The following is an 18,213-nucleotide window of genomic DNA, read 5'->3' on the forward strand; positions in this document are numbered from 1 at the left end:
TGGTTCTAGCAAACTAGGGTTTTAACTCATTTTTATAAACTTGCCCCTCTTTCATGACAAAGGTAATTTTTTCTAATTGCGATATATCCTGAAGTGGATCACCTGAAACCGCAACAATATCCGCAAAATACCCAGCTTTTACCAAACCCACTTCATCCGCTACTCCTAACAACTTAGCATTTGTTACCGTTGCAGATTGCATAGCTTCAATAGCTGGCATCCCTGCTTCTACCATATACCCAAATTCTTTCGCATTTAAACCATGAGGATATACCCCTGCATCTGTTCCAAAGGCAATCTTCACTCCTTTTTTATATGCTTTCGAAAATGTTCCTTGAATTAATGGGCCTATTTCCCTAGCCTTAACCGCCACTACTTCCGGAAAATATCCTTCAATCTGGGCCTTCTCTGCTACTTGTTTCCCTGCTGTAATTGTAGGCACTAGAAACGCATCATACTGCTTCATTAATTCCATCGTTTCATCACTCATATAACTGCCATGCTCTATTGTCTTAATACCGCCTTTTATAGCTCTTTGCATGCCTTCATCACCATGCGCATGCGCCGCAGTTAACATACCATAATCATCAGCAGTTTGCGTAATTGCTTTTATCTCATCAATTGTAAATTGCGGATTTTTACCATTCTTAGCCACACTAAGAACCCCACCTGTTGCTGTAATTTTAATAACATCTGCACCATCTTTATACCGTTGCCTAACCGCTTTTCTACCTTCTTCTGGAGAATTAACCACGCCTTCTTTTGGACCAGGATCCCCAGTAAACTCATGGCTTCTACCATTTGTAGGATCTGCATGCCCACCCGTAGTAGCGATAGATTTACCTGCAGTAAAAACTCTAGGCCCTACTACTATTCCTTTATTTATAGCATTTCTAATTGCTATATTTACACCGGAACCGCCTAAATCTCTAACTGTAGTAAAACCAGCCATTAATGTTTTCTTAGCAAAAACGGTAGATTTAAAAGCAATATCTGCTTCATTATCTGTGAAACGCTCTACATATGTTCTAGGGTTAGATTCGCTTTCTATATGCACATGCATATCTATAAAACCTGGCATCACCGTACTTGCTCTCAGATCGATCACCACATCTGCATCACCACCAGAAACAAATCCTTTTTTTATCTCCTTTATTTTAGTACCAGATATAACTACCGTTTTTTCTAGCCATACTTTACCAGACTCCATATCTATAATTTTACCACACTGCAGGTACGTATCTTGTGCGTTTGAAAAAGCAGTAAAAACTAAAAGGAGAACAAGAGTGGTTATTTTTTTCATTTTGCGGTGTTTTTATAAACAAATAGAGCAGAAATATACATATATTTCTGCTCTATTGTTAAAATTTATAGTTTATTCTCAGCCTAAGCCCTAACCTTTTGCTCCCAATCCCAAGCAGATTTCATGGCCTCATCTAAGGTAGATTCTGCTTTCCAACCTAATACATTGTTTGCTTTTTCGGTGTTCGCGTAAGCCTCTGTAATATCTCCCGATCTACGTGGTACAATTTTGTAATTTAATTTCTTACCTGAAACCTTCTCAAAACTTTTTATCACCTCTAGAACAGTACTTCCCTTTCCGGTTCCTAAATTAAAGACTTCATAATTCTCTTTATTTTTAGCTTCAAAAAGCCTTTGTAAAGCTACCACATGCGCTTTTGCTAAATCTACCACATGAATATAATCACGCACACAAGTACCATCTGATGTAGGATAATCATCTCCAAACACAGACAATTGATCACGTAATCCCATTCCTGTTTGCGTAATAAATGGCACTAAATTTTGAGGTACCCCAATTGGTAATTCTCCAATTTCCGTACTTGGATGCGCTCCCATTGGATTAAAATAACGCAACGCAATTGCATTCAACGAAGGAACAACTTTACAGGTATCTGATATAATCTCTTCACCCATTTGCTTTGTATTACCATAAGGAGATTCTGCCGTTTTTACGGGTGCATCCTCTGTAATCGGCATTTTATCTGCTTGGCCATAAACCGTACAGGAAGAACTAAAAATAAAGCTAGCCTTATCTTTTTTAGACAATTCTTTTAAAAGATAAACCAGTGTCCCTATATTGTTTTCATAGTAAAGTAAAGGCTTTTCTACACTTTCTCCGACGGCTTTAGAAGCTGCAAAATGAATTACCCCTTGAACATCTGTATGTCTTTTGAAAAAATCTTCCACCTTAGATTTCTCTTTCAAGTCTATTTTTTCAAATAAGGGTTTCTTTCCAGTTATAGCCACAATACCATCCAGTACTTTTTCTGATGAATTAGATAGATCATCAATGATTACCACTTCAAATCCTTTGTTCTGTAATTCTACAACGGTGTGCGAGCCTATAAAACCCAATCCTCCGGTAACAAGTACTTTCATTTATATTTTATTTAATGATTATAATTCTATGAAATCAAATTTACTATTAAGCTTTATTTACCCATTAACAAAATCGATAACAGTCTTTGTAATAAAGCTAATCTGCTCTTCATCTAGTTCTGTATGCATTGGTAATGAGATTACTTCTTTAACCAATTGATTGGTAACTGGGAAGTCTGCATCATTATAACGATCATCTACATATGCTTTTTGTTTGTGTAGCGGAATAGGGTAATAAACACCACATGGAATTCCTTTTTCTGCTAAGTGCTTTACTAACTCATCGCGCTTACCATTGATAATTTTTAGGGTATATTGATGAAAAACATGACAGTCACAGGTATCGCATATGCCATCACAGCCATTTACCGTAACTGGGGTAACGATCGCCGATTCATTCTTAAATGCAGCAGAATATTTGCGAGCACTATCTCTTCTCTTTGCATTATATTGATCAAGCAACGGAAGCTTTGCACGCAATACTGCCGCTTGCAAACTATCTAAACGAGAGTTTACTCCAACCACATCATGATGATAACGTTCATACATTCCGTGATTCACCACACCTCTTAAGTTATGCGCCAAAGCATCATCATTAGTGAAAATAGCCCCACCATCTCCGTAAGCTCCTAAATTCTTAGAAGGGAAAAAAGATGTTGCTGCTACATGACCAATACCTCCTGCTTTTTGTTTGGCACCACTTTTTGAAGTATATGTTGCACCTATAGCTTGAGCATTGTCTTCGATTACATAAAGATTGTGCTTTTCTGCAATTTCTGAGATTACATCCATATTTGCACACTGCCCAAAAAGATGAACCGGTACAATAGCTTTAGTTTTTGGTGTTATAGCACGTTCTATTGCCGCTGGGTCTATATTGAATGTATCAGGCAAGACATCTACTAAAACAGGCGTTAATTGCAATAAGGCTATTACCTCAACGGTAGCTGCAAAAGTAAAATCGGCCGTAATTACCTCATCTCCTGGCTGCAACCCAAGACCCATCATTGCTATCTGTAAGGCATCTGTTCCGTTTGCACATGTAATAACATGCTTTACATCTAAATATTCTTCTAATTCTTTTTGAAAACTTTGCACTTCAGGACCGTTTATGAACGCTGAAGTTTCTAAAATTGTTGTAAATGAAGCATTTACTCGTTCTTTGATGGCTTCGTATTGACCGTTAAGATCAACCATTTGAATTTTTCGCATCTTATATCATTAGAACTGTAAAATTACAAAAAGTCCCTAAAGCACCCAATGTATTTATATAAAGAAGCGTAATTTAGCCAAAAACTATTCTAAAGTGCATTTTATTTACAATTGCTCCGTTTATATTGCTGGCTTTTTCCTTAGGGTTTTGAGGCTATTTATCCCTAAGCTAAAGCTATTTGTAAATGGAAGAAAGGACGTTTTTAATATCTTAAAAAACGAATTATCTAGAGAAACCCCAGTTATTTGGATACACACCGCATCTCTAGGAGAATTTGAGCAAGGATTGCCAGTAATAGAAGCATTAAAAAAACACTATACAGAATATCAAATACTAGTTACTTTCTTTTCCCCTTCTGGTTACGAGGTAAAAAAGAATTCGTCCGCAGCTGATCTAATTACTTATTTACCCTTAGACACAAAACATAATGCAGCAGCATTTATAGCAACAGTAAATCCCGTACTTAGCATATTTGTAAAATATGAGATTTGGCCTAACTATTTAAAGGAATTAGAAAAAAGAAAAATTCCGACACTATTAGTCTCTGCTATCTTCAGTAAAAGACAAATATTCTTTAAAGGCTATGGTAGTTTTATGCGAAAAAGCTTATCCGCTTTCTCCCATTTTTTTGTTCAAGACCAAAATTCGAAAGATTTATTAGCGTCTATTGGCTTGAAGAATTCAACTATTAGCGGCGATACGCGCTTTGATCGTGTTTTAAAAATTCTAGAACAAGATAATACTTTAGACTTCATGGAGAAATTCAAGCAAGACCAGCAATGCTTTATTGCAGGTAGTTCTTGGCCCGAAGACGAAGCCATTATTGTTGACTATATAAATACCACAAACGCCAATTTAAAATTTGTTTTTGCCCCGCACACCATTAAAAAAGAAGCCATACAGAAACTAGCACACGCTATTCAAAAGAAAACTATTTTATATTCTGAATTAGCTAGTAACAATCCATCTGACTACGAAGTGCTAATTATAGATACTATTGGCATACTTACCAAAGTATATAATTATGCTGATATTGCTTACGTAGGGGGTGGATTTGCAACAGGCCTACACAATACTTTAGAGCCTGCTGTATTTGGAATTCCTGTTTTGATTGGCCCTAAGTATTCTGGTTTTAAAGAAGCTGAAGATTTAGTTGCCCTAAAGGGTGTTATCGCTATATCTGACCAAAAAAGTTTTACCCTTGCACTTGACCAACTGGTTTCTTCTCAAAAACACTACAAGGAAACAGGAGAAATTAACACCCGTTATATTGCCAAAAGAAAAGGAGCTACGGGTTCAATTATGGATTACATCAAAACGCTGCACTAACGCTTCGTTTAAAAAGAGACCACGTACCGTTCATCGATTATCGCTAGTAATTAATTGAAAATTAGCTATTTATTTGCTACATTTAAGCAAAACAAGATCATTATGGAAGATGTTACGATTAGTACGAGAGTACTCAACGGATTCCTAACTCTTATGGTTGGTGTTTTAGTATGCATTCTTATAGGAGTGGTTGTTTGCTTGATTTTAACAGCACTCGGAATCCTATAAAAAATACTACTACAAATATGAATTATACACCTACTTAAAACTATTGAAAATTTACCTAAAAGCCCTTTTTCGGGGCTTTTTTTTATTTTGCAAAAAATGTGTTTATCTTTAGATTACATAATCATACAATAACACCTCAATAAAACTAACTTCATGCTAAAAAAAATACTAATTGGCCTTGGGCTAATCTTTGTAGTGCTTCAGTTTTTTCGTCCAGAAAAGAACACTTCCAACGATATGACACATGATATTTCTACGGCCTATGAAATTCCCGAAGATGTAAATCACTTGCTAAAAGTATCCTGTAATGATTGCCATTCTAACAATACCGAATACCCTTGGTATGCAAACGTTCAACCCGTAGCATGGTGGTTAAATGATCATGTAGCGGATGGAAAAAGACATCTAAACTTCTCAACATTTACCAAGCTGCCTATAGCCGTTCAAAACCACAAATTAGAGGAAACCATAGAAATGGTAGAAGAAAAAGAAATGCCATTAGCCTCTTACACTAATTTTGGTTTACACTCGGAAGCCAATTTAACTGATGAGCAACGTGAAAAAATTATTCATTGGGCAAAAGCACAAATGGATGTTTTAAAGAATAATTATCCTGCAGATAGTTTAATCATGAAACGTAGAAAGAAGTAGGTGTTTGTATACTTATAAATTTAAAAATCCCACACCATACCAGTGTGGGATTTTAAATTAACTCCACTCAACCGTACGTCTCTAATAAAACAATCCGTACATAACAAAACAGGCTATAACTAACAAAATAGCTTGTACTCTAAAATTCTTATACCAAACTATCCCTTTTAATTCTTTGGTTTCGTCTATCCAAATTTGCTTTGTCCACGTATTTTCTGCAACCTTATCTGCAGGTGGTGGCGCAGTTGCTAAACTAACAACTACAGAAACAACCAAACTTATAATTAGTAACACAGGCGCTAATAGCAAAAAGTGAATATCTATTTTAACGCCTAATATATATTTTAACGTCATGATTGTTGCTGCAACAGCTAAACCCGCCATAAGACCACTAAAAGCGCCTTTAGCATTGGCTCTCTTCCAGAACAAACCAATAAAAAATGTACCTACAATGGGCGGTGCTAAATAAGAAACTATTTCTTGGTAATACGCAATAAGCGAATCAAACCTTTGAATATATGGAGCCCAAATTACGGCAATAATTAAAGTCACTATTGCTGTAATTTTACCCACTCTTACCTTTTTAGCGCTAGTCGCATTTTTATCTATTTTACTATAAAAATCCATAGTAAACAAAGTTGACACAGAACTAAGCGTTGCACTTAAAGTAGATGTTAACGCAGAAATCATTGCCGACAAAATAATACCAATAAGGCCCACGGGCAATAACTTAACAATAAGCCTTGGGTACACCTGATCTGTATTTATACCGTATTTTTCTTTTAAATCGATGCCACTTATTAATTCATGCGGCAAATTCTCTACTCCAAAAAGGTTTATGCCACGAGCGATTAATCCCGGAATTATAAAAATAAACAAGGTAAATAGAAACAAAAACCCCACTAACAAGACACCTTTTCTTCCGTGGTCTATAGATTTTGCAGACAATACACGTTGTACCATAACTTGATTGTTAGCCCAAAAGTAAAAACCTAGAATAGGTATACCAACCCACATTCCTAGCCAAGGCACTGTTGGGTCGTCTAGAGGTCTGGTTAATTTTAACCAAACGCCATCATTAAATTTATCTACAAAAGATTCCCATCCGCCAATATTACTAATAGCGTAGAACGATAAGATTGAAGAACCAATAATTAGAACAGCGGCTTGTATCATATCTGCATTAATGGCAGATGATAACCCGCCAATAATAGTATAACTACCAGCAACGGCAGCCATCCCTATAATAATCCAGATAATTTCTACTTCCGGAAAAATCATTTTAATAATTAGCGCGCCAGTATATAATGTTGCCGCTGCATCTAAAAAAACGTTTCCTATAATGGTTATAAAAGAGAAGTAGGTTCTGGACTTACCATCAAACCTACGCTCTAAAAATTCTGGCATTGTAAAAATTCCAGATTTAATATAGAATGGAAGAAAGAACATTGCAAAAAAGACCATTATTAAAACCGATATCCAGTTGTAATTAAATACGGCAATACCACTGATGAATCCTTCTCCAGAATGCCCCATTAAGGTAGAACTAGACACACTAGCGGCAAATAATGACAACCCAACCATAGGCCAAGTTAAATTTCTACCAGCTAAAAAATAGTCGTCAGAATTAGTACTTTTTCCGTTTTTTAAAGCCCACCAAATAATAAAAACAATGTAGAGAACTAGAACGGTAAGATCTATATAACTTAAGTTACTCATAATTTAATAGTTGTAGGTTGTGTAAAGTAATACGCTTTTTGCAGGAATAGTAATTTGTTCTGATTTTGACATAAAACTTAAATTATTTTGTACCGCTTTAGGAAAATTGTTGCTATCTACAGGTCTATTGTTTTCACTGTATATAAATTTTTTAAAGCTTTTGTTTTTTAAGTTTTCTGTGTCTAAAGCAAAAGTTGCTTCTTTATCACTATTATTAACCACAGAAAAAGTAACGTGATTTGCTGTAGACCAGCCAGAAACCATACGTACTTTATGTATATCTAATCCGGTAGTTTTTACAATTTTCATATCGTTTGTAAAATACCTTGTTAAAATAGACCACGTATAAAACCAAGGCCTTATGTCTTCTTCTTTGGCATCACCAGTTAGTTCTTTGCCAAGAATATTCCACATTCCCCATTTTTTAAGTTGATTTTTTTTTCCGGTATCACCATTGGTATGCATGGCATCATCTAACCCCCAAGCAATAACAGCATCAAAACCACTATTCATAGACTGTATTAGAACATCTGCCATATCTACACCATAGTCATAATCATAAATTGATAATTGACTATCTGGACTTGCAAACGGATCTGCTTCGTACCTTTTTATATTGTCGTCTACGTATTTTTCAAACCCTATTTCTCCTAAAATAAAAGGCTTTCTAGCAACGCTATCAGCAAAAGATATCATAGACGTGTAGTGTTTTTCAAAATCACCAGAACGCACAAATTCTTTAGTAGGATAATCGTGCACATCGTAAGCAGCAAGAACATCGCTTAATTGCAAAACAGATTCCTTGGCCCACTCTGCACCAGTATACTTAGATTTATCATTGTTAAATGGCGTAGCATCTGGACCTATTACGTGCACAGGTGTTTTAAGTTTTTTAGATACAAATGCACTATCTAACTTTTTAACTCCAAGTTTCCACTCGTCCCAATTGCCATCTATAGAAGACCAATAACCATTAGGCTCGTTTACTAAATTGTAATATTTAATACAGCTATAGCCCTTTTTGTTTATTAGATAATCTACGTGTTGTGCAATGCTATTTAGCCATTTTGGATCTGTAGCACCGGTAAAAGTATTTTGCATTTTCAGGTCTGTATCATGCACTTTGTAAGGTTGCCCCCATTCACCAAGAATAACTTTTACGCCGTTTTCTTGGCAATAGTCCAGCAGCTTGTATAAAGCGTGCATTTCCTGATTTTCAAAATTTAGTATAGGTTCCCCATTTGTATCTACACCTTCTAGATACCTCCAATTTGCTTGGTCTAGTACACGTACTATTTGGGGTTTCATATAATCCAACCTTTTAAAAACAGTCTCCCATTTTTCCTCAGTCATGAGTAAGCCCCATTCTGCATCATCTGCATCTGCGTGCGGATACGCAGACCACTCCACTCCGTTGCCAATAAATTCGTCAGAGATAATGGTATTGGCTTCAATTTTAACTAATCCCTTTTTTTTTACCGTTTGGCAAGATGCTAGCGGTAAAAAAAGAAGAAGTAACATATAGTTAAATAGTTGCTTTTTAAGCATTTTTTAATTCGTTTAATAATTCATCAATATTACAAGTTGCAAGACCTACATACCTGTCTGCAGCGCCATAATATACATATAAAGTATCTTCAATAATCATATTTCCTGTTGGAAAAACACAACCCTTGTAAAAGCCATCAATTTCATAATCGTGCTCTGGTTCCATAATCCAATTGGTTAATCTAGATTTTACAATTGTTGGATCTTCTAAATCTAAAAGAGCCGCACCAACACGGTAATATCCTAGTCCGCCATTTTCTACACCATGGTATATAATTAGCCACCCGTCTTTGGTTTTTAAAGGAGGTGTACTACCGCCAATTTTTTCTTCCCAAGTGCCATTTACACCCGCTAACAATAATGTGCTTGGTTCTTCCCAAACCATTAAGTCATCAGAAAAACGAAGCCAGATAGAAGGCTTCTCGCAACCGTATTCTTCACCAATCCATTCTTTTGGCCTGTGTAGCATTGCAAATTTTCCATTTATTTTCTCAGGAAAAATAATAACATCTCTATCGTCTAAATTACTCTGAGTAATTCTACCTAAGCGTCTGTATTTTTTAAAATCTTTGGTTAAAAGTAAGCCCGAGTTTGCAATGTTATTTTTTAAAACTAAAGGTGCGTCTTTATCACAATCTGGCAATAAAATTTCATCGTGATCAAAGTTCCAGTATTGTCCTGGAGGATGAGGTCTGTAGGCGTAAGTAATGTAAAATTCGTCTCCAAATTTTACAATTCTAGGGTCTTCTACTGCGCCCATATCAGGACCATCTACACTTGGACTAAAAGCTGGTTTGTTAGAAGTACGCGTAAAATTAATACCATCTGTGCTAGTGGCTAAACCAAAACGTATTTGATGTTCTTTATCGTTTCCAGCAGCTCTATATAGCATATAAAATGTACCCTCTTCATACCAAACTCCAGGGTTACATACTACTAAGCTTTCCCAGTCGTTTGCTGGATTTGGACTTAAAACTGGGTTGTTTTTGTTTTTTATTAGGCGTAATAATCCTGTTTTGTTTTCTTCTACAGTATTCATTCTAATTTTTATTTCCTTATTTATAAATTATGTTGATTAATTTAGTACTTGAACTTATAGATTACTCCATATTCGTAAATAGAATAAAAGACTCACCTACTAGCGTCATTTTTACTCCGTCTTTAAAGTTTAGTTCTATGTTATTTTCTATAGGTGTAGCAAAACCATTTTCGTCTACTTCACCAACAAAAGAGCCATCTGCATTGGACTTGTAACTGTATTTATTTACTGTAATACTGCCTATAAAATCTGATTTTAAATTAAGCTCATACGTTGAGTAATGCGAGTTAACAATGGCTATTGTTTGCTTACCATTGTAAGTGCCTACTACTGCGCGCAACCCTTTTTTGTTAGGTAGGTTTACGTTATAAATATCACTGCCAGCAGGAAAAAAGCGTGTTAATAAAGAAACAGGGTAGAAATATGGTCTTATAGCTTCGTCTGCAGCATTACCTGTGTGCTCTTCTCCTAAGACGTTCCAGAACCCCCAACGTTTTAATTTATCAGATTGGTAATCTCCATTGTCTGGACTGTTGTACATAGCGTCATCCATATTCCAAACTAAAGAGCCAGAATATCCTTCGCGCATTGCTTGTATTAAAGCATCGGCCATATCTATACCGTAAAATGCTTTGTAAATCATCATATTAGAATCTTCACCAGCATATGGGTCGTTTGCAATTGCCTCTTCGTTTTCTAATTTTAGTTGCGCATCTACCTCTGTGTATTTAAATCCTATTTCACCTAACACAATACGCTTGTCTGCAGGAGTTTCTTTTTTATAAGCTCTAAGCATTTGAGCAAATTCTCCATTACGAATTAATTGCTGTTGTGGGTATACGTGAATGTCATACAAACCAACATTATCTCCTAAATCTGCTTCCGTTTTTGTAAACCAATCTGTTTGGCTAGCGGTATTAAAAACAGCAATATCTGGACCCATAACTTTTAGGCTAGATAAGCTGTATTTTTTCATCTCTTCTAAATAGGCCAGTTGTACATTTTTCCAAATGTTGTAATCTCCTTTAGTACTAGACCAGTCGCCATTAGGCTCATTAATAATGTTTATTGTTTTAATGTTGGTATAGCCTTTTTCGTTCACCAAATGATTTAAAAATTTTACAGAGTTTTCAATCCAACTCATATCTATAGTGCTAATATCATCAGTAGAACTATGTCCCCATTCGCCAAACGTAATTTCTATATCGCGGTCTTTTGCGTAGTCCAACATTTTAAAAAGCGAAACCGTTTTTGTTGTCTCGTCATACGTACCATTATTGTCATAAGACCAAGCAGGATTTGTCACAATTCTTAAAAACGGAGGACGCATAAAATCTATACGATTAAACAAAGTATTCCAATCCGCGTCACTAAGTGTTTCTGTTCCTAACCAAGTTGGTGTCATTTCATAACCACCCCATTGTGCACCGTTACCCACAAAGTCTGTAGAAACCAATTCTTCTGTCAATATTATTTCTCTATTTTTTTCTATTGAAGTAGGTGTAGGTTCATCATCATCGCAACTTGCTGCAATAAGTAACATTGGTAATATAGCGGCGAATATATTTTTTACTGTCATTTTTTATTTCTTTAGTATTATTGTGTCATCTTACCTTTATAGTAAGGTGGCAATCTATTATTTACTTAAATTATACCACATCTTGTTAGACATATGTGCTGTTTCTTCGTAGCTGTAATTGGTGCCGGTCCAGTTGTATAATTCTGATAAATATTCTACTTCCGCAGCCAATACAATTTCTGTTTCCGAATTAACCTCTAGCGTTAATACAAATTCTGCACCTGTACTATCTGTTATAGTTACCATATCTCCTACAAGTTCCCAAGTTCCTGTACCTGTAGGTACTTTTCTAAATCTGCTATTGAACTCGGTTTCTGGCCAGCTAGTGTCATTAGAAATAAAGTTACCGTGCTCACCGTCTGCACCGGAATTATTTTCATATGTTCCGTAAGGATTGTCTCCGTTCTTACCTTCAACAATAAATGAAATTGTATTATCTAGTTCTTTACCTGCGCTAGGTAAATAATTATTTAATAGTTCGGTCTTCTCCCAGCCCCAAGTTTCCCAAGTGAACATATCACAGTAAACACTTATCCCGCCAACGGTCCAAGTTCCTGCAATAGAGACATCACTTAAGTCTATATCTATTTGTAGATTAATAGTCCAAGTAGCGCTTTCTCCTGTTTCTGAAGTAACATTTATTGTAGTTGTATTTGCTGTTGAAAAATCTAAAGTGCTACCAACACTACTATCTGTAGTTGCAGCGTAAGAAAGGTTTAAACCTGTAAGCTCTATTGCAGAAACATTTGCACCATTATCGGCTATTTTAACTGTAATTTCTTTAGTATCGTTATCTATTTGTGTATCGCCTACTTGATCTGCAACAGTTAATCCCGTAATACTGTTTCCTGTTTGTATAACGCGTTCTTTAGTCAACGTATACCAAGTTACCTTAGACATATGTGCTAGTTCTTCATAACTCCAATCCGTATCTGTCCAACTAAAGTTTTCAGCTAGGTAAGGAACTTCAGTTTTTAAATTAACCTCGCTAGTTGCAGTAAGTAGTTCTAAATCTAATTCGTGTTCAACTTTATTAGCATCAGTAATAACTACCTTATTACGTTCAAAATCTCGTAACCAAGTACCATTACCCGTTGGTATTTTTCTGAATCTAGAATTAAAATCCCAGCCTTTACTAGCATCGGTATAACTACCAAAAGCACCATCATCACCAGCATGATGCTCATACTTACCAAAAGGATTTCCTTTAGCATCTGCACCTTCTACAGTAAAAGTAATCTTGTTGTCTAGTTCTGGGGTCAACTCAGCTAAATACCCAAACATACTTTCGTTCTTTTCCCAGCCCCAGCTTTCCCAGGTAAACATATCGCAATACATACGCACATCACCAATATACCAAGTACCTTCAAGATCGGACTTAAACGGTAGTAAGGAAATCTCCCAATCTAAACTTTCTCCTGCACCAGAAGCAACGGAAATTTTAGTTGTACCATTGCTTAAATCTAGTGTTGTGCCCTTCTCGTTTGCAGAACTGGCACCGTATGAAAACTCAATGTTTTTAATTTCTACCTTAGATAAATCTGCTATATTTTCTGTTTTTGCATAAATTTTAATTTTAGCATCATCAAAATTACGTTCTATTATAGCTGTACCTATTTGGCCTTCAACTAAAATAGAAACCACGTTGCGTTCTTTTTGCCAATCTGCGCCCTCTACATCTTCTAGAGGATTTTCTGTACAAGCAACAAAAATTAGGGCTAGTACTATAAAGTATATGTTATATAATTTTTTCATTATGCTTTATGTTTAGTTGATATTAGGGTTTAAATCGATCTCACGTTGTGGAATTGGATAAAAAGCAACTGCTTCTGGAGAAAGACCTGCTGCTTTAGTAACATTGCTTTGCACTGTGTTTGTGCGTCTAAGGTCCCATAGGCGGTCTCCTTCGTAAGCAAGTTCTCTTTGGCGTTCTGCTACAACTAATTTTCTAAAATCTACTTTAGATAAGCCACCAATACTAGCTAATTCTGTTGCGTTTGCTCTACTTCTAATTTGATTGTATTGTGCTAAACCATCTGCATTGGCAGTAGCTTCTGCATATACCAATTGTATGTCTGAGTAACGAAGTAAGTATGGTCTTGTACTTGTTTTATCACCCTCAAATAAAGGATCTATGTATTTTCTTGTAAAAGGATAAATTACAGTACCATCTGCAACAGAACCTATAGCTGCCTCATCTTGATCGTATATTTCTGAAACAAATAAATCGGTTTTACGTTTATCATCCGCAGCATAAGAAGAAAACAACTTATCTGAGGTTTGAAAAACACTCCACCCATCATGTGTTGGAGAAAAAGTACCATCTGTATTTTTTAGATAAACTGTAGCACCATCTATATAAGGAATAAAGTACTTAGATAATTTAGAGTAATCTCCTTCTTGCGTACCGGACCTGTCTAACGATAAAATAAAAATATGTTCAGGGCCGTTTGGAGCCTCTACATTATAAATGTTTTGAAGATCCATATCGTGCCTATATTCCCCTTGATTATTTAAAACCATACCCGCATATTCTGCAGATTTAGCATATAAATTATCTACACTTTCTGTAATAGCGTTGTATTTAGGAACCCCATTTTCTTTAGCAGAAGCTGCAAATAAATAAATTTTAGAAAGTAATGCTTGTGCAGCAACTTTATCTGCACGACCCGTAACTCTGTTTACCTCTAAATTGTCTATTGCTCTAGTTAAGTCTTCAATTAAAAAAGCATAAACCTCTTGCATATCCACAGGTAGCGTAGCCGTTGTTTCATCTAATTTGTCTATAAGAGATTTTTGTAATGGCGCCAACCCAAAAGCTTTTACGGCATTAAAGTGGTTGTAAGCTCTTAAAAATAAAGCTTCTCCAAGAATGCGTTTTTCGTCTTCTGGGTTAAAGCCTTTGCCTTCTATATTTTCTATAACCGCATTGGCACGGTTTACAGCAATATAAATAGACCTATAGTACTGTGTTAGTAATTGGTTTTGAGCAGTAACCTCCCAATTGACAAATGCTTGTGCATCTGGACCCTCATCTGCTTTTACATCACAATTATCTGATGCCAATTCTGTAAAGTAATATGTGACTGGAGCATAGCTTACAAGTGTAAGTGCATCATAAGCATATAAAATAGACGCCTCTGCATCTTCTATGGTTTTATAGAAATTTTCATCAGAGTAAAAACCAGTAGGCTCTACATCTAAGCTTTCGCAAGAAGTAACACCAGTTACCAGAGCAAGTCCTACTATTAATCTTTTAAAGTGCTTCATTTTCAATTCGTTTATTATTGTCAATGTTTTCATTTTAACTGAATTTAAAAGGTTAATTCTACGCCTAAAGTCCAGTTTCTTAACTTAGGATACCCACCCCAGTAAATACCATCTCCACCTAGTTCCGGATCATAACCTTTGAAATCTGTAAGGGTGAATAGATTGGTACCGTTCATAAAAATTCTACCTTTTTTAAGCCAAGCCGTTTGTAAGTCTTTTATAGTATAGCCTACAGATAGGTTCTGTAAGCGTAAAAAACTTCCTTTTTCTATAAACCAATCCGACATATAAACAGTGCGACCATCTCTTAAGCTTGGGTAATTGTTGGTTGCGTTATCTTGCGTCCAACGTAATGGTGTATTACTCGGTTCACTAAATGCTTTAGTATTAAAGACATCTTGACCAATACTACTGTTAAAAAAAAGTGAGAAGTCAAAATTCTTATAGCGTGCATTAAGATTAAAACTCGCTATGAAATCTGGATTAGGATTCCCGATTATAGCACGATCATTCTCATCAATAACGCCATCTTCATTTAAATCTTTGTATTTAAATTCTCCTGGTTGCGCTAAAACACCTGTTAGCCCCGCGGCTAATCCTTCAGCTTCAGACTGTATAATACCATCTACTTTATACCCATAAAAAACATTTATAGGCTGCCCAATAGCTAAAATATTAGGGATAGAACGGAAAGCTTCTACTTGATTACCAGAGAACTCATACTTAAAACCAGTAAGCGCATCTGTATTTAAGCCTGACGCAAGCGCATCTCCAAGACTAACCACTTTGTTTTTGTTTTTTGAAAAAATCACCATGGCGTCAAGACCCCAATCTTCTTTAGCAACAATAGCTCCATCTAATGTTAATTCAACTCCTTGATTTTCTATTTCTCCATCATTAACCCACGTTTTGTCATAAGAAGAAGAGGGAGAAAGTAAACGTTCACGCAACAAATCTGAGGTAGACTTTTTATAGTAATCTGCTGTGATTTTTATTCTGTTATTCAAAAATGCAATATCAGCTCCTATATTAAATTGTGCTGTAGTCTCCCATTTCAAATCTGGATTAGGAATACCACCCCAGGTTTTCTTACCACTTTGGCTATCCTGACCTACTACATATCCAGGACCAATTGTTGTTTGCCAACGACCATTTACATAGTATTGATCTTGTCCGTATCTACTATTAATTAAATAAGGAGAAATACCTTGATTCCCAGAAATACCATAACTAGCGCGTAGTTTAAACTCATCAAAAACATTTAAATTTTCAATGAAGCTTTCTTTATGCAATTTCCAACCCAAGGCCCCAGAAGGGAACATTGCCCATTGATTGTTGGCTCCAAATTTTGAAGAACCATCGGTACGCACGGTAAAAGTTGCTAAATATTTGTCTTCATAAGAATAATTTAAACGCCCCAGTCCAGAGTACATCACCGTTTCAGATAAGCCGTTCGCCACAGATTGCTTTTCGGGATTACCCGCGGCGAGGTTACCATTCCCTAAAGATTCATTTAAAAAATCATAAGCTTTTAAATCAGAAGTTCTAGCTTCATATCCTTGGTATGAGAAACCAGCCATGGCAGTAAGACTATGTTTCTCTTTAAACGTATCGTTAAACGTTAAGAACGTTTCCGCTACAGTTTCACTGCTCTCCCAATTACTAACACCTCCAGAACCATTATTAAAAGTACCATCCTCTGTATATTTTTTGGGATTATAATAGTCCGTAATAGAACGACCAAATTTATGGTTTACTTGAGTTTTTAATTTTAAAGTCGGAATAAATTGAATCTCTACAAAAGCAGAACCTATAAAATCTAAAAACTTGTTTTTATTGGTTCTATTTTCAGTTAATGCAATAGGGTGCGAATAATCTTGTGACCCTGCTAAAAAATAATCATTAGAAGGATTTCCTTCCAAATTCACCGGAAAAATAGGATTACGCCAGTATGCCAATCCTCCATTATCATTTCTATTTCCTTTAGAATAAATAACATTTCCTCCAATGGTAACTTTATCATCATAAATTTTATGAATAACATTAAGATTAATGTTCAGTTTTTCATAATCATCATCTATGTACACTCCTTCGTTTGTATAGTAAGTTGTACTTAGACTAAATTGAGTTCTATCTGTCTGACTCCGTATAGCAAGATTGGTATTATTAGATACCGGATCGCGAAATACTACATCATCCCAACGTGTATTATAAGACCAATCACCATTCTTTAACTCTCCTACGGAAGGATAATACACCCCGTTTGCATCTCTAGCACCGATATATATGGGCGTAAAACCACCATTTACTCTACTTTCGTTGCTTAGCTCAGCCATTAAAACTGGATCCCTCCATAAATTCAAATCAGAGGTAAACCTTGTAAACGTATTTTGCTGAGAAACGGTTACCTCAGTACTATGTTTTGCCCCCTTTTTTGTGGTGATTATGATCACGCCATTTGCTCCTCGAGAACCATAAATAGCAGCAGCAGAAGCATCTTTTAACACTTCCATGGAGGCAATATCTTGAGGAGATATTTGCTTTAAATCTCCGGCATAACCAATTGGAAAGCCATCTACAACCACAAGAGGATCATTACCACCGCGTAAAGAACTACCCCCTCTAATTCTTACAACCGCACCTGCTCCGGGAGTATCTGAAGCTGCGACAACTTGCACACCCGCCACTTGACCTTGTAGCAATCCATCTATAGAGTTTGATGGTTTTGAAGGAATATTATCCATTTCTACAGAAGTTACGGATCCTGTAAGATCACTCTTTTTCACAGATCCATACCCCACAACAACAACTTCCGAAAGCTGTTCAAGATCCTCTTCTAAGACTACAGTAATTGCAGTATTTTCCGAAATAGGAATTGTTTGAGTTACAAAGCCTATATATGAAACTACAAGCTCGTTATTGGAACCACTCAATTCAATAGAAAAATTTCCATCAAAATCTGTTGTCACTCCGTTTGCTGTAGAACCACCTTCCATAATGGTTACACCAAGCAAAGGAATTCCGTCGTTAGATTTTACTGTTCCGGTTACCTTAATTTGCGCTGCTCCTGAAAAGCTTAAAATTAAGAAAACAATAAAAATCATACTTTTTTGAAACTCATACCTCATTAGTTCATGATTTTTTTAGTTAGTAATTAAGTTGTTGACAAAATAATAACATATCCTTAACCTTAATTTTGTAAATCATGTTGATTAATGATACTAATATGAAAAA

General features: G+C 35.8%; 12 protein-coding genes. 2 read left to right on the forward strand and 10 right to left on the reverse strand.

Going from position 1 to position 18,213, the window contains the following annotated elements; genetic code table 11:
- Positions 1–13: 13 nt before the first annotated feature.
- The 3 genes from BLQ19_RS01305 to BLQ19_RS01315 all read right to left on the reverse strand — a co-directional run bounded on the left by BLQ19_RS01305 (position 14) and on the right by BLQ19_RS01315 (position 3,615).
- On the reverse strand, positions 14–1,303 hold the full coding sequence (locus BLQ19_RS01305) for a metal-dependent hydrolase family protein (RefSeq protein ID WP_074537146.1): 1,290 nt from the start codon (positions 1,301–1,303) through the stop codon (positions 14–16).
- 83 nt (positions 1,304–1,386) lie between these two features.
- Entirely contained in the window at positions 1,387–2,403 is a 1,017-nt protein-coding gene (gene galE / locus BLQ19_RS01310; RefSeq protein ID WP_074537147.1) for a UDP-glucose 4-epimerase GalE, read from the reverse strand.
- A 57-nt stretch (positions 2,404–2,460) separates the two neighbouring features.
- Positions 2,461–3,615: a DegT/DnrJ/EryC1/StrS family aminotransferase gene (locus tag BLQ19_RS01315; protein ID WP_074537148.1), complete on the reverse strand. Its 1,155-nt coding sequence runs from the start codon at positions 3,613–3,615 to the stop codon at positions 2,461–2,463.
- A 148-nt stretch (positions 3,616–3,763) separates the two neighbouring features.
- Here BLQ19_RS01315 and BLQ19_RS01320 point away from each other — a divergent pair, with 148 nt between their 5' ends.
- Both BLQ19_RS01320 and BLQ19_RS01325 read left to right on the forward strand, forming a co-directional pair.
- The gene (locus tag BLQ19_RS01320; RefSeq protein WP_437438132.1) at positions 3,764–4,945 is read left to right on the forward strand and encodes a 3-deoxy-D-manno-octulosonic acid transferase; all 1,182 of its coding nucleotides are present in this window, start codon (positions 3,764–3,766) and stop codon (positions 4,943–4,945) included.
- A 381-nt stretch (positions 4,946–5,326) separates the two neighbouring features.
- A complete protein-coding gene (locus tag BLQ19_RS01325) occupies positions 5,327–5,824 on the forward strand; it encodes a heme-binding domain-containing protein (RefSeq protein WP_029447161.1) in 498 nt (165 codons plus the stop codon).
- A gap of 81 nt (positions 5,825–5,905) precedes the next feature.
- On the opposite strand, the gene BLQ19_RS01330 is transcribed toward BLQ19_RS01325, so the two are convergent.
- From BLQ19_RS01330 to BLQ19_RS01360, 7 genes are all read right to left on the reverse strand, one after another.
- Positions 5,906–7,543 (reverse strand): sodium:solute symporter, encoded by a 1,638-nt coding sequence (locus BLQ19_RS01330; RefSeq protein ID WP_074537150.1) that lies wholly within the window; start codon positions 7,541–7,543, stop codon positions 5,906–5,908.
- Positions 7,544–7,546: 3 nt separating this feature from the next.
- Positions 7,547–9,091, reverse strand: coding sequence for a hypothetical protein (locus tag BLQ19_RS01335; RefSeq protein WP_074537151.1), 1,545 nt, complete (start codon positions 9,089–9,091; stop codon positions 7,547–7,549).
- Complete coding sequence (locus BLQ19_RS01340; RefSeq protein WP_074537152.1) at positions 9,084–10,130, reverse strand: glycoside hydrolase family 130 protein; 1,047 nt, start codon at positions 10,128–10,130, stop codon at positions 9,084–9,086. The genes BLQ19_RS01335 and BLQ19_RS01340 overlap by 8 nt, the downstream gene beginning before the upstream one ends.
- Before the next feature lie 61 nt (positions 10,131–10,191).
- On the reverse strand, positions 10,192–11,709 hold the full coding sequence (locus BLQ19_RS01345) for a glycoside hydrolase family protein (protein ID WP_074537153.1): 1,518 nt from the start codon (positions 11,707–11,709) through the stop codon (positions 10,192–10,194).
- 57 nt (positions 11,710–11,766) lie between these two features.
- Positions 11,767–13,464: a hypothetical protein gene (locus BLQ19_RS01350; RefSeq protein WP_074537154.1), complete on the reverse strand. Its 1,698-nt coding sequence runs from the start codon at positions 13,462–13,464 to the stop codon at positions 11,767–11,769.
- A gap of 12 nt (positions 13,465–13,476) precedes the next feature.
- The gene (locus tag BLQ19_RS01355) at positions 13,477–15,012 is read right to left on the reverse strand and encodes a RagB/SusD family nutrient uptake outer membrane protein (RefSeq protein ID WP_254788165.1); all 1,536 of its coding nucleotides are present in this window, start codon (positions 15,010–15,012) and stop codon (positions 13,477–13,479) included.
- A gap of 11 nt (positions 15,013–15,023) precedes the next feature.
- Positions 15,024–18,083, reverse strand: a complete 3,060-nt coding sequence (locus tag BLQ19_RS01360; RefSeq protein ID WP_254788167.1) for a SusC/RagA family TonB-linked outer membrane protein — start codon at positions 18,081–18,083, stop codon at positions 15,024–15,026.
- Between the last annotated feature and the right edge of the window lie 130 nt (positions 18,084–18,213).

It is taken from the genome of Cellulophaga baltica (genome assembly GCF_900102165.1).
GTDB lineage: Bacteria > Bacteroidota > Bacteroidia > Flavobacteriales > Flavobacteriaceae > Cellulophaga > Cellulophaga baltica.

Excerpts from the sequence above, each read along its gene's own strand:
- BLQ19_RS01305 (WP_074537146.1), bottom strand. The coding sequence starts at position 1,303 with ATGAAAAAAATAACCACTCTTGTTCTCCTTTTAGTTTTTACTGCTTTT.
- galE (WP_074537147.1), bottom strand. The coding sequence starts at position 2,403 with ATGAAAGTACTTGTTACCGGAGGATTGGGTTTTATAGGCTCGCACACC.
- BLQ19_RS01315 (WP_074537148.1), bottom strand. The coding sequence starts at position 3,615 with ATGCGAAAAATTCAAATGGTTGATCTTAACGGTCAATACGAAGCCATC.
- BLQ19_RS01325 (WP_029447161.1), top strand. The coding sequence starts at position 5,327 with ATGCTAAAAAAAATACTAATTGGCCTTGGGCTAATCTTTGTAGTGCTT.
- BLQ19_RS01330 (WP_074537150.1), bottom strand. The coding sequence starts at position 7,543 with ATGAGTAACTTAAGTTATATAGATCTTACCGTTCTAGTTCTCTACATT.
- BLQ19_RS01335 (WP_074537151.1), bottom strand. The coding sequence starts at position 9,091 with ATGCTTAAAAAGCAACTATTTAACTATATGTTACTTCTTCTTTTTTTA.
- BLQ19_RS01340 (WP_074537152.1), bottom strand. The coding sequence starts at position 10,130 with ATGAATACTGTAGAAGAAAACAAAACAGGATTATTACGCCTAATAAAA.
- BLQ19_RS01345 (WP_074537153.1), bottom strand. The coding sequence starts at position 11,709 with ATGACAGTAAAAAATATATTCGCCGCTATATTACCAATGTTACTTATT.
- BLQ19_RS01350 (WP_074537154.1), bottom strand. The coding sequence starts at position 13,464 with ATGAAAAAATTATATAACATATACTTTATAGTACTAGCCCTAATTTTT.
- BLQ19_RS01355 (WP_254788165.1), bottom strand. The coding sequence starts at position 15,012 with ATGAAAACATTGACAATAATAAACGAATTGAAAATGAAGCACTTTAAA.
- BLQ19_RS01360 (WP_254788167.1), bottom strand. The coding sequence starts at position 18,083 with ATGATTTTTATTGTTTTCTTAATTTTAAGCTTTTCAGGAGCAGCGCAA.